General features: G+C 39.8%; 12 protein-coding genes. 7 read left to right on the top strand and 5 right to left on the bottom strand.

The window, feature by feature from the left end:
* Window positions 1-416 precede the first annotated feature (416 nt).
* Window positions 417-2,006, top strand: coding sequence for a helix-turn-helix domain-containing protein (locus H6G69_RS25950; RefSeq protein ID WP_190692003.1), 1,590 nt, complete (start codon window positions 417-419; stop codon window positions 2,004-2,006).
* A 175-nt stretch (window positions 2,007-2,181) separates the two neighbouring features.
* Here H6G69_RS25950 and H6G69_RS25945 read toward each other — a convergent pair whose 3' ends face one another.
* The 4 genes from H6G69_RS25945 to H6G69_RS25930 form a co-directional block, all read right to left on the bottom strand.
* Complete coding sequence (locus H6G69_RS25945; RefSeq protein ID WP_190692002.1) at window positions 2,182-3,852, bottom strand: phosphatidylglycerol lysyltransferase domain-containing protein; 1,671 nt, start codon at window positions 3,850-3,852, stop codon at window positions 2,182-2,184.
* A 36-nt stretch (window positions 3,853-3,888) separates the two neighbouring features.
* Complete coding sequence (locus tag H6G69_RS25940; RefSeq protein ID WP_190692001.1) at window positions 3,889-4,791, bottom strand: esterase family protein; 903 nt, start codon at window positions 4,789-4,791, stop codon at window positions 3,889-3,891.
* Between the two features lie 61 nt (window positions 4,792-4,852).
* Entirely contained in the window at window positions 4,853-5,803 is a 951-nt protein-coding gene (locus tag H6G69_RS25935) for an esterase family protein (RefSeq protein WP_242072186.1), read from the bottom strand.
* Between the two features lie 6 nt (window positions 5,804-5,809).
* Complete coding sequence (locus H6G69_RS25930; protein WP_190692000.1) at window positions 5,810-6,643, bottom strand: alpha/beta fold hydrolase; 834 nt, start codon at window positions 6,641-6,643, stop codon at window positions 5,810-5,812.
* A gap of 115 nt (window positions 6,644-6,758) precedes the next feature.
* On the opposite strand from H6G69_RS25930, the gene H6G69_RS25925 reads away from it, so the two are divergent.
* The 4 genes from H6G69_RS25925 to rpmA all read left to right on the top strand — a co-directional run bounded on the left by H6G69_RS25925 (window position 6,759) and on the right by rpmA (window position 10,070).
* Window positions 6,759-7,700, top strand: a complete 942-nt coding sequence (locus H6G69_RS25925) for a lysylphosphatidylglycerol synthase domain-containing protein (RefSeq protein ID WP_190691999.1) — start codon at window positions 6,759-6,761, stop codon at window positions 7,698-7,700.
* A 461-nt stretch (window positions 7,701-8,161) separates the two neighbouring features.
* On the top strand, window positions 8,162-8,857 hold the full coding sequence (locus H6G69_RS25920) for a hypothetical protein (RefSeq protein ID WP_190691998.1): 696 nt from the start codon (window positions 8,162-8,164) through the stop codon (window positions 8,855-8,857).
* Between the two features lie 507 nt (window positions 8,858-9,364).
* Window positions 9,365-9,757, top strand: coding sequence for a 50S ribosomal protein L21 (rplU, locus tag H6G69_RS25915; RefSeq protein WP_190691997.1), 393 nt, complete (start codon window positions 9,365-9,367; stop codon window positions 9,755-9,757).
* A 31-nt stretch (window positions 9,758-9,788) separates the two neighbouring features.
* Window positions 9,789-10,070 carry a 50S ribosomal protein L27 gene (rpmA, locus tag H6G69_RS25910; RefSeq protein ID WP_190691996.1) on the top strand — a complete coding sequence of 94 codons (282 nt, stop codon included), beginning with the start codon at window positions 9,789-9,791 and terminating at the stop codon, window positions 10,068-10,070.
* Between the two features lie 109 nt (window positions 10,071-10,179).
* Here the strand turns inward: rpmA and H6G69_RS25905 are convergent, their stop codons facing one another.
* Complete coding sequence (locus H6G69_RS25905) at window positions 10,180-10,626, bottom strand: hypothetical protein (RefSeq protein ID WP_190691995.1); 447 nt, start codon at window positions 10,624-10,626, stop codon at window positions 10,180-10,182.
* 344 nt (window positions 10,627-10,970) lie between these two features.
* Here H6G69_RS25905 and cruF point away from each other — a divergent pair, with 344 nt between their 5' ends.
* Window positions 10,971-11,879 carry a gamma-carotene 1'-hydroxylase CruF gene (gene cruF / locus H6G69_RS25900; RefSeq protein ID WP_190691994.1) on the top strand — a complete coding sequence of 303 codons (909 nt, stop codon included), beginning with the start codon at window positions 10,971-10,973 and terminating at the stop codon, window positions 11,877-11,879.
* Window positions 11,880-11,969: 90 nt separating this feature from the next.
* Entirely contained in the window at window positions 11,970-13,154 is a 1,185-nt protein-coding gene (gene cruG / locus H6G69_RS25895) for a 2'-O-glycosyltransferase CruG (protein WP_190691993.1), read from the top strand.
* The last annotated feature ends 50 nt before the right edge of the window (window positions 13,155-13,204 follow it).

Here is a 13,204-nt window from a genome sequence, read left to right as displayed (position 1 = left end):
CAGTTAGCTTGATATTAAATATTAAAATTATTAATAAATGGGATTATGCCAAACAATTGTGTGTATAAAAATTCAGCAAAAAACCTTGGGTTAAGGTTTTGATGCCAAACATTAAAGGTTAAGAATTAAAAAAATATGAAAGCTTAAGAAAATTTCCTAAGCTCATGATGAACAAAATCATCTAAATATTTATGAAATTTATAGTTAATGAACAATAAAGATTCGGCTGGGCTGAAAAGCCTAATTGAGCCTCTACTTGGATACTAAGTCTGAATATGGATGTGGGCAATTATCGCAGCAAGGAAATTTACTTCTTGCTAGGTAATTAATGTGGTTGCGAGTGATAAATAAACAGGACACATCCAGGGGAGACTTGAGCCAAACATCTCAACGATTAGGTGGGAAGAAGTTGTTTTATGCCGTATACAATTCCTAACAACAGTTGCGTTGGATGTGATAACTGCCGTCCCCAATGTCCTACGGGTGCGATTCAGTTAGAAGATGATGAATATTGGATTGATCCTTGTCTGTGTAACAATTGTGAGGGCTATTATCCTGAACCGCAATGTGTAATAGCTTGTCCGACAAATTCGCCTATACCGTGGCAAGCGAAAAAGGGGAGATGCAAAGTCGAACCGCGAGACGCTACTAGCCCGGATTTATTTTCTAATGGGAAGAATAACCCTTTTGCTTCAGCGATCGCAATTTGGGAAGCGTGTAATTTATTGGCTCAACGCACATCCTTAAATTGGGAACATGATGCAGAAGGATATCTATGTTACAGCCGACAAGTCAGCCAAGGCAAAGGTGCGATTGCTTTTCACATTCAACATCCTTTTCAAGTTAGCGATCATATCACTAATTTAGAAGCGATCGAAACAATGGATATTCGGGCGGCTTGTATCCATTTAATATTTGCCGCCTACGCCACAACCTTAGAACAACCTTGGGAGCAAGAATTTTCCCTAGATGAACGGCAAATAGAAAAATACTTGGGGCTAGAAAAGCGCAAAGACCTGAGTAAAACTGCCAAACTCACCTTAATGAAAAATCTTGTCCAACAAGCTTGCTCGCTGTTAATATCTATTGACTGGCCGCAACAAGGGCGTGTCAAAGGATTTTCAGTTACTCAATCTCGCTTGTGGCACTTAGTCCATATCCAACACCACTTCCAAGAAGATGACATAGGCTGTAAATACCTAGTCGGGCTAACCTTCAAAATTCGCGCCGGAATTTGGGCGCAGCATTTCCTCAACAAACAAGCTTGTAAAGAGCGTAGCGCCTTTTATCAATACGGTAGTTTGCCCAAAACCTTACTCACCACCGTTATGAGTATTTGGCAACAACACGAAGGCGCAGTCCGACTCATGTTGTGGTTATTATTCAAAACCAAGATGGGTAGAGAACAACGCATCACTGTTCCTACCTTGTTACGCATTGCTTATGGTGAGGAAAAAGTTACCCTAGCTTCCCGACAGCGAGAAGAACGCAAAAGACTACTGCGGACATTTGAAAATGACTTAGAAGTGCTGAATCATTTGGGTATCAAACCCATGTTTGACCCAGTAACTTACCCCTTAGAAATTCAACCATTGTGGGCGAAGTTAATGGGCATTCCCGAAGATCCAGACGAAGCCTTAGAATTTTGGATTAACGATGGTGGTGGCGAAACCCGACTGACAGATTCCGGCCCCCGTGGAAAATGGAACCTGTTGATGAACGCGCGGATTTTGTCATTTGAACTACCGCCAGAATGGGAACAGCAAATTTCTGACTCGGAAAAGAAGCAACGACGCACTATCAAAAATAGAAGACGAGTCAGAATTACAGGCGATTTAGTTGGCGAACAGATTTTAGAAGCCCGCAAAAATTTAAATCTCTCCCAACGAGAATTAGCCAAACTCACCGGCAAAAGCCAAAGCTGGATTCGAGATGTGGAAAATGGTCGCCTCAAAGCGAAAATCGAAGACCAAGCACTGTTACGCAAGGTGTTGAATCTCGCTTAACTGGAGTATTTTAGGACTTACGCAGACTCTACGATTTCTTGGCGTTCTTGGCGACTTGGCGGTTCGATAAATTAAGCTTTTTGAGAATTTTTGCGTAAGTCCTGTATTTAACGCAGAGATAGGTAATTAAAGAAGAATTCACAAGCCAGGAGTCAGGAGTCAGAATCAAGATGCTCTAGGCTCCTGGTTTAAAATAATCAAGGAGGCGATCGCCTGAATCGGCGCGAATTAATGCTACAACTACATCAGGTAAAGCCGTTAAACTAGGGTAAACCAAATAACGGGGTTCCCAATTGGGGCGAAACTTGTCTTTGTAAGCATGTAAGCCTTGAAAGTTGTAGAAGCGGTTTAAATGTTCGTACAAATAGCGCAGAACTTTTTCTAAGCGGTGTGACTCTGGATTGTCACCCACACCAGCCAAGGCGGAGAGGCCAAAATTAAAAGTATCGTAGCCTTCGTCTTTAAAATGTTGCAGCAGGGAAGTAAATAAAAAATCCATCATCCCATTTTCCATCTCGGCACGATGGCGCATCATATCGATGGTGATTTCGTTTAGCTGATACTCAGGTAAAACGTTAGTGAATGCAGCAATTCCACCTTCTGGAGTATGTACCACTGCAATTTCGCAATTTCGCAGATAAGTTTCGTCAAACCAGCCTAAAGAAAAGCGTTTTTCTGAACCTTGGGCCATTTTTAGCCATTCATCACTCACAGGTTTGAGTTGATGTAACAAGTCATTTGCTATTGGTGGGTGATAAAAATTGACTTGATAACCGAGTTTGGTTAACCGATTAATTGAGGGACGAAAGTTTTTTCCGGCTTTGCCTTGTAAAGTAAAATTTTGCAAATCAACGATCGCCTCTTCGCCAATCTTCATTACCCTAAACCCTAAAGAAGTATAAATATCAATATCATCGGGTAAAGTTTGATAAAAGGCAGGATACCAATCATTGCGTTGACAAAACTGCTGAAAACTCACAATTACTTCTTTGCGGTCTTCAATTGGGCCGATGGGGTCTCCGAGGGCGATCGCTCCGCGTCCTTTGGGTACATAAGCAATTACACTTTTACCAGAGGGACTAAAAAAATAACTTTTATCACTTAAAAGTGTGAATGCTGCTAAAGAAGAGCAACCATACTGTTCAACAATTTCTTGAGCTTTTTGTCGCTCAATAGCTGTTGCTGAGTTCTGCAAAAATACAGGCTGTAACAGCATCACGATTGCAAAAGTAATTGTGCTGGCAGCAATTACATATATAGAATTAGCAAAAAATTCCCCAAATTTTGAAGTAGGTTGTAAACCCCAATTATCTTCCGTAAAAAACATTGCTAAAGTCTGAATTACGGCTTCTCCCCAATTAAAATTTTCGGAAAATTTGCCATCCAATAAATAAAATCCTACTGTTCCATAAGCCAAGGTAAACAGCAACGCCCCAATCAATACTCGTACACCTCTAGCAATTGAAGGTCTATCTGATTGGGCTGTAAACACATGACGCATTAACATTAATTGTCCTAGCAAGATACCAGATAAGATACTTTCTTCGTAATCTAGTCCTTTAAGTAGATGGCTAAAAATTGAAATAATTAATATACTGATTGTAAGTAGCCAAGCAACACGCTTGCGCCGTAATAAATTAGTAGCTAATGTCAGCAAAACAAAGCCTGTTAAAGCTGCAAATATATGACCACTGGCACGAATTTCAAAAGGTAAAAATTCTTTTAACCAATGATTACGCCCATATAGATTTGGTGTAACCGCAGATAAAACATTGACTATACCGACTAACCCAGTCAGGACAGCTACGCTCCAAAGTCCAATTTGAGTTTTGAATTTATGAATCATTAATTACTTAAAATTATAATATTTAATTACAATTAACTATTTTTTAGCTGTTTTAAATTGTTCTCCCACATAAGAAAGAGAATCTTTTAAATGCTTGTGAAAATAATTCCAGCCGACATCTGCACCAGATAAACCATGACCTCCCGGGAAAGCATAAAATACATTAACTATATTTAACTTATTGAGAACTTGGTGAAAAGCTTTAGTAGAAGCTAATAAATTATGATCGTTCAAGCCTGCATCAAGATATATCCTTAGTCGCTTTTGATCAGCAATTGATAGCTGTTGCACTATTTGTAAGGGGCTATTTTGCGCCCCACTGTCATCGGTAAAGTAACCGCTATGACTAAATAATATATTAAAGTTATTGAGATAGCGTAAACCAATATTAAACGCGCCCCATCCACCAGAAGATAAACCACCTAATGCCCAAAATTGGGGCTGATTTAAAGTCCGGTAGCGTGACTTTACAACTTGGACTAATTCTGAACCAATCAAAGTCCCGATTTTACCGTTCGGCCCATCATAATAATCGGGGTCATATAAAGGGCTAGAACCGCGATTATCATTACCATCTGGTGTAATGATAATTGATAGTGGTAATTTGCCACTTTTATATAATTCATGTAATACGCTAATGATGGCATATTTATCAGCATAGGCTCGCGCATCATCATGACCACCATGCAATAAAAATATAACTGGATAGCGAGTTTGGGGATTTTTTTGATAGTTAGGAGGTAAAATCACACCATATTGGCGGACTGTACCCATAGCTGGAGAATTGAAAGTTTCTAGTTGAAATTTTAAGCCTGTATCTGCTTCTTGTTGGGGTGGATCTAGTTGTGGCGCACCTAAGATAAAAACATAATAATATCCCACACTACTAAGAATAGCGATCGCACCTGCTAAACCTAGATAAAATTTAGAAATTTTCATATATTGATAGCTTGTAACCGAGGCTAATATACCCGACTTCTTTGACAAGTCGGGTATATTGTTATTTATGTGTTTGCTGATTAACCCCTACATTATCAGCGGCATGGGCAATTTCAGCAATCCGAAATTGTTCACCGACAAATGTGAGAGAATCTGCTAAATGTTCTCGCCAATATTGCCAAGTATGGCTACCTGGAAATTGTCGAAACAAATTGTAAACTTTTTGTTGACTCAGAACTTGCGTAAATTCTTTAGCATCATTTAATTCTTCTTTGTCAGATTCGCCTGAATCTAGGTAAATTCGCAATCTTTTTTTAGCTTGGGTTGGCAGAGTTTTGATATAAACTATTGGGCTATTTTGGGGGCCAGTTTTATCTCTAAAATATCCGCTATGACTAAATAAAATTGAAAAGTTTTGCAAATTGTGTAACCCAACATTCATTGCACCCCAACCACCAGAAGATAATCCACCCATCGCCCAAAAATCGGGATTTGGTAAAGTGCGATAGCGACTCTGCACTATTTTTACAAGTTCATTTCCCACGGCGGTAGAAACGTTGCCATTGGGGCCGTCAATATATTGCGGGTCAAAATAACGACTGGAACCGCGTTTGTCGTTACCATCGGGCGTAATAATAATACTTGGTGGTAGCTTTCCACTATTGTAGAGTGTTGTCAATGTTTTGAGTGCTTGTCCTTTTTTCTCGCTGAACCAGTCAGTAGGTTCACCGTGTCCACCGTGGAGGAGAAAAATTACTGGATAGCGTTGTTGGGGGTTTTGTTCATAACCAGGTGGTAAAGAAACACCATAGGTGCGTTTTCCTGGCATAGCTTTGCTATCGTAAGATTCAATTTTATAGGAAAGTGGAGTCGCTAAAGTTTTAGTGTCTGGTTGCGCTGGTAAGGAAGCTGTGATTGTTTTTGGTGGTTTAGCCGCGATAGTCGGGGAATATTTACAGCCAACTAAAGTTAATACGGAAATTATTAGTAGAATTTTTTTGCAATTCATCATGATAGATTAAGAATAAATTTGTTTAGTTAACCAATTTGCGATCGCTTGATTAACTAGTTCTGGACACTCTGCCATCACAAGATGTCCGGCTTGGGCAAAATGTAAATGAGTAGCGTTGACAAAGTGACTTGCTAACTCATCCCCCATTTTTTGGGTAAACATCGGGTCTTTTCCCGCAGTAATTACTAAAGTGGGAATATGCAAATTTCGCGGTAACGTATGACGGACAAAAAAGTTATAGTCCCAAAAAATTTCTAAGGCTTTGTAAGCATCAAAATCAGTGGGTACAGGATTTTCCGCAAAAAATCTTTCCATGACGCTGTGACGGTAAGAAGTTGAGAGGAAACTATTGAAGATTTGTACAATAGGTAGATGGAAGAGATATCTACCACCCCAAGCCATTAACTTCATCAATGGAATTTCCCACCAAGGTGCTAAATCATGAGTTCCGCCAGCAATAGCAATTATGCCACTTACTTGATGATGTTGGGCAAATTCTAAACCGATAGGCACGCCATAGCTATGACAGCATAATACAGGCGATTCTATGGCAAATTTGTTTAACAATCGCTGCAAATCGCGGCAATGTCGTGCAATAGAATAACGCGAGTAGCGGCTAGATTTTCCATGTCCTGCTAAATCATAGGCGATAACTTCCCAACCTTGATTTTGGGCAAATTCATACTGCATTCTAAAGTTAAAATGATTGCCCATACCGCCGTGGATAAAAACTATCGGCGGAGTCATGCCCGGACTATGGCAAACTTGTAAATTTATTCCTCGCCGCAGGTGAATTGAGGAACCAACTAAAGCATCTTCAAAACAGTCATCATCCGTCATGGAAAGCTGCTACATTACTTATTTAAACTGTGATTGTTTTCCACCCAAAGCTTAAACCTGTGATATGACAATGCTGTGTCAAGGTAATGGAATATTTGCGAATAGGTTTTTAAGAATGTCCAAAAAGCTGCAAATTAACTTTAGTTCTTTATTTGGCTTGTTGCTGCTGGCTCTTTCTGTATGGGCGATCGCAAACGAACTGCATGAGTATAATTATCATGATATTCTAGCGGCGATCGCGGCAATTTCACCACAGAGTTTGGTTTGGGCAATTGTACTGACGGCTTTTGGTTATTTAATTATGGTTGGGTACGATATTTTAGGCTTTGCTTATATTCATCGTTCCCTAAATTGGCGCAAAATTGCGTTGACTAATTTTATTAGTTCTAGCTTTAGTAATACTATCGGTTTTGCATTACTTACTGGTAGTGCTATTCGCTATCGTTTTTATTCTAGATGGCAAGTATCACCAATTGCGATCGCGCAAATCATTGCTTTCGTTAATTTCACATTTTGGTTAGGTATGTTTACTGTTGCTGGGTTAATTTTTTTGATTCACCCTTTAAATATTCCGACACAGCTACATTTACCATTTACCACTGTGCGTCCTTTGGGTGTAATATTTCTCGGTTTAATTCTCATTTATCTAATCAGCAGCTTTACTATTAAACAACCATTAATTATTCGCGCTCATGAATTCCGCTTTCCAGGTTTACCAATATCCTTCATGCAAATCATTATTTCTAGTTTAGATTGGATGTTCGCTGCTGCCGTACTTTATGCTTTATTACCTAATAATACAGCTTTATCTTATCTCGATTTTTTAGGGATTTATTTACTCGCAATGTTCGCTGGTGTTGTGAGTAATGTTCCTGGCGGTTTAGGTGTATTTGAAACAGTAATTTTATTAATTATTTCTCGGCAAATTTCTGCGGCTGCTGTTTTAGGCTCAATGTTAGCTTATCGCGGCGTATATTATTTTTTGCCGTTATTATTAGCAACATGTTTATTAATATTGGATGAGATAATAGGAAATAGAAAGCAGAAGGCAGAATAATTTTAGGTTTAGATTAAGAGATTGCACAATAAATGTTATGGCAGTTATTGGTTAGTTACAATACATTTTTGGTAAAAATTCAGCACACAGAAGTCAGAATTCAGAATTTAAGATAATTTAGGATAATGAGAATATTTTTACCCTGAAGAATGTGATGAAATTTTCTCCTATTCTGGCTCCTGAATTCTGACGGATGTATACTTACCATTATTTGACCTCTCCTCGAAATGAACTCACATAGCACACTAAATATCTAATTTAACTTGTCTAATTTACAGCAATCATCTAAAAATAATTCATTCAATCTCATCTCATTAATCTTGAAAAGCAAAACAATTATATTTAATATGGTTTTTAACAACAGTTTTGTTTATAACTGTTCTTGCTAATAGACTTCCAAATTAAATTCCTGCACTTTGTGGGAGTAAATATAATTTATTTGCGGACGAAACAGGATAATTATGTTTGGTTCAAATTTTGGCTGGCTAATTACTACAACCCTAACTGTAGCTACTTTAGGCTCAAATATAAAAAGTGTAACTGCCCAGAGTTTTAATAATACTTATACATTTAGTGCTAATTACAATACAACAGTTACTATCGATCCCAACTTCCGACCAGATTTAGGTATTGTCAGAGCAACTATCACAGGTAAAAGTGTTGAACCTGTGCCTTATGGGTTAGATTATTTTTTGAGCAATACTTATGGACAGCTACAACCTATTGAAAACCCATCAATTAATAAGTATATTTTCAATTCAGATGCTAGCGTTTTTGGCTTAGAGGGACAACCAATATTTTCTGATAGATATTATGGCGGTGCTAATGAGTTATTTGGCAGAGCGAGTGACAGTGCTGAGATTAATTTTGCCACAGGAACTATTAAGGGTGGCGGAACGATAAATATATTTGGTGGAACTGGCTTATTTCAAAATGCTACAGGTACAATCACGTTTACCGAAGAAGATGAACTAGGAACACCAGGCGTTCCTGCTGTCGGTTTGGCTAAACTCAGCTTCACTTTGCAAACTCCCAAGCAAGTGCCAGAACCATCAGCCACTATCAGCTTACTTGTTATGGGTGTAACTGGAGTAGGTTTGCAAATGCTGAGTAATCGCCGTAAAAGTACTTGCGGTAAAAATAGTCCTGTTGAATGAGTAATCAAAATATTCTGTAATTTTCCCTACTTTTCTGAGTGGTGGATACATCAAAATAGGATGGAAAAACTTTTTGTCATGTTCTGTACTTAGGGATAAAAACTCTCAAAAAACCCAATTTTAGGGCGTATTAAGGGAAAAATCTGAGCAGTGACATCTTCTGCTCAGATTTATGGTGCTGTTCTGTGTCATTATTAATTTCAGCGGTCTTGAGCAAAATTACGCAAATCAACACAAAAAAATTTGAGAATTTGTAAATTTGCTGTGATCATATCTGTGGTTTCTACAGATTTTTGCGGATTACGAGTATTTTCTTGATGAAGGGATTGACTATTTATATCTAAAAATTTATAATTTTAGATTGTCTGTCTAATTCCTGCTCGGATCAGGTAGACACATCACAAAAGCTAGCAAATTGCGATCGCTCAAGCTAAAATCAATCGCTGATTTTAGCACTAAAGATAATCGCTAGCTACCTGTACGGCAACTTCAAGGACAATTTCATTCATGACTTACGCAATTATTGAAACTGGCGGCAAACAATTAAGAGTTGAGCCAGGTCGTTTCTACGATATTGAACTACTGAGCGCCCAGCCAGACGAAAAAGTTACAATAAATTCCGTACTACTAGTACAGCACGACGGGGAAGTCAGCATTGGTCAGCCCTTGGTTTCAGGAGCAACTGTAGAAGGGACTATTTTGCGGCATTTGCGAGGTCGCAAGGTCTTAGTATACAAAATGAAGCCCAAGAAGAAAACCCGGAAAAAACGGGGGCATCGTCAGGAAATTACCAGACTATTGATTAACTCTATTACTCTTAATGGTCAGGTATTTGCTGCTCCAGCAGCTGCTGAAACTATAGAAGCGGCAGAATCTCCTGCAGAAGCAACTGCTGAATAATCATCTAAATATATACAAACAAGAGGAAATTATGGCTCACAAGAAAGGTACAGGTAGTACACGTAACGGCCGCGACTCTAACGCCCAGCGTTTAGGTGTCAAACGCTATGGTGGTCAAGTAGTCCGCGCTGGAAATATCCTGGTACGTCAACGTGGTACAAAGTTCCACCCCGGTAACAATGTTGGTATCGGTAGTGATGACACTTTGTTTGCTCTCATTGATGGTGTAGTAACCTTTGAAAGAAAAGGCAAGTCTCGTAAAAAGGTCAGTGTTTACTCTGCTACCGTAGCAACCGAAGCAGCAGCTAGTTAAAACCTATTTATCCTAGGTTAATTACTCATCATCAATTAATCAAAGTGAGGGTTGGTAACTACCGCCCTCATTTTTACTAAGCTGAAGCGAGTTGGCACTAGAAAAATACTCACCACAAGTGCGTATACTGTGATAATCCTAGGTGTATTGCAGCGCCACTGGCCATACCAAGCAATGAAAATAAGGATGTCAACGCAAAAGCTTGTATTTCCTTATATCCTGATGTTTGAAAATCAATTCTGGCTAGTACGGCAGCCGCAATGATTAACAAGGTGTCTAAGAAAAGACGAAACCAAGCAACCATCAGGAAAAATAAAAATGCGCCAAAAACAGCAACCAAAAAACTTCTACTACTTGATTTCAACAATACCGTTGAATAATCTGCCACTGTAGGCAAGGGAGCATTGAGGCTGAATAGCAGAAATAGTATCCCAATGACAACAAGTATCCACATCACCCAGGAGGTATGGGTTTCGGATAATACCCAACCAAGGGTACTGTAACTAACCAGTACAAGGAATAAGGAAATCCAGGGAAATCTTTTGGAAGGTAACATGAGTTGGTTTTGCCATAAGCGGCTAAAGTATTATGTTCATTTAAGTATGCAGTGTAGCAGCTGCTTGAGCTTGCTTGTATAAGCCTTTTGAATGTGGAGAATAAAGGCGATCGCTAACTACAAGAATGCTACTTTAACTTGGATAGATTGGGACGGTCATGACTTAGACTATTAGTTTATCATCCTATTTTTTCTAGTCGCAATCAATAGGCTGTTATGCTCCTGATGGGAGTTTCATAAATTTACTGAGAATTGCGGTACAAATTAGTTAAATATTTTCGTAAACATTTGTAAACTGTTAGCAGCAGAGTAGCAAAGTATCACATCTTGATTAAGGAATGGTCATGAAACAACTTGTTGTTGCTGAACGCGTATGCCTCATTGGTCATATCGTATCAATGGTGTTTGGATTGGTAGGGATATTGCTGGTTGTACCTAATGCCGAAGTTGTTTTTCACTTGTCTGAGATCGGACAAACTGCGATGCAGTGGAGTATGGCAGGTGGTGGCGTAGTTTATATGATTTTGGGGGCCGCAGCAGTATTGTTGTATGCTTCGCGGACATTAGGTATTAATCGTGCCTTGGCGTTTATGCTGCCTGCTGTATTTATTTCTTTAACCAGCGAACTCTTAGGAACCAGTACAGGCTTTCCTTTTGGTCACTACAGCTATTTAAGTGGTTTAGGGTATAAAATTGCAGGTTTAGTTCCTTTTACAATTCCCTTATCTTGGTTTTATTTGGGCTGTGTATCTTATTTGCTAGCCCGTGCAGGTTTAGAAGTAGATCAAAAACCGAGCTGGTGGCGACATATAGGTGCAATTGGATTGGGTTCTTTGCTGCTCACCTCTTGGGATTTTGTACTTGACCCAGCGATGAGTCAAACAGCTTTACCCTTCTGGTATTGGCAACAACCAGGAGCCTTTTTTGGGATGCCTTATCAAAACTTTGCTGGTTGGTTGGGAACTGGCGCAGTGTTTATGACTGTGGCTGCTTTTTTATGGAGAAATCAACCAATTCAATTTGAGCGATCGCAGCTTAATTTACCCTTAGCTGTCTACTTAGGCAACTTTGGTTTCGCTACAGTGATGAGCTTGGCGGCTGGATTCTCGATTCCTGTATTGCTGGGGTTAGTTTTAGGCGTTGCTCCTGCTGTAACCTTTTGGTGGAAAGCATCAGCTACTGCTGCACCTATTAGTGTTGAACCAGCAACAAAAGAAGTCTCTGTTGCTAGCGTCAAAGTAGCGTTGAAATAAGTTATGAACTATGAAGTATGAAACATAAGACTTCATACTTCAGACTTCATACTTCAGACTTTATTCAATTAATTGCACTGTATTTTGCTCGTGGACAAGGTTTTGACAGTAGAAAACGCCATATCGCTTATATTGTTACTCATCCAACTACCAGCAACGGCGATTCTGCTGTCGCGTCTTTTGAAAGGCCCAAGAAGATTACCGCCAATTCAACCACAACAGCCAACACCAGATTTATTAGGTAACGTTAGCGTTGTGGTTCCCACATTAAACGAAGCTAGCCGCATCAGCCCTTTATTATCTGGCTTGAGTCAGCAAAGCTACGAAGTCCGAGAAATTGTGGTTGTGGATAGTAATTCCCAAGATGGCACTCCTGAGCTAGTCAAAGCCGCCCAGCAGCAAGACCCCCGCTTTCGTGTGATTACAGATGACCCTTTACCTACTGGTTGGGTGGGTCGTCCTTGGGCGTTAAATTACGGCTTTTTGAGTACTTCCGAAGATAGCGAGTGGTTTTTGGGGATGGATGCTGATACTCAACCACATCCGGGTTTAGTGGCTGGGTTGGTCAAAGTAGCCCAAACACAAGGTTATGATTTAGTTTCTCTCTCGCCACAATTCATCCTGCAATACCCAGGGGAATGTTTGTTACAACCTGCTTTATTGATGACTTTGTTGTATCGCTTTGACCCAGCGGGCATTACAACCGAACAGCCAGAAAGAGTCATGGCCAATGGGCAATGTTTTTTATGTCGTCGCTCTGTGTTAGCTGCTGTGGGTGGTTATCGGAGTGCGAGTAGCTCTTTTTGCGATGATGTTACCTTAGCTCGATATATTGCTCATCAAGGATTTAGGGTTGGTTTTCTCGATGGTGCTAAGGTGCTGAAAGTGCGGATGTATGAAGGGGCATTAGAGACTTGGAAAGAGTGGGGGCGGAGTCTCGACTTGAAAGATGCCTCGACATCTGCTCAAACTTGGGGAGATTTATGGTTATTGTCATCTGTGCAAGGTCTTCCCTTGCTAATTTTAATTGCTTACTTCATCTTTCCTGGGGCTGCGCTGTTGCCTGTGCGTTTATTGTTAGGGTTGAATGCCTTTTTGCTGCTGATTCGCTTGGGGATGTTATTAGCGATCGCACCTTCTTATGATCGCAAAACTGCTAAAGGTGGCTGGTTATTTTGGTTGTCTCCCTTAGCCGATCCTCTAGCAGTGTTGCGTATTTTCTTATCTGCGTTCCGCACTCCTAAACAATGGCGGGGCAGAAAATATGGCACATAAAATGAGGAAGTGGGTAGTGAAAAGAAATCTTCTACTCCCTACTCCCTAAT

It is taken from the genome of Nostoc sp. FACHB-110, from assembly GCF_014697425.1.
In the GTDB taxonomy this organism is placed as follows: Bacteria; Cyanobacteriota; Cyanobacteriia; order Cyanobacteriales; family Nostocaceae; genus Nostoc_B.
Note: the sequence above shows the minus strand (reverse complement) of the source record. Positions and strands in the feature narration are given on the sequence as shown.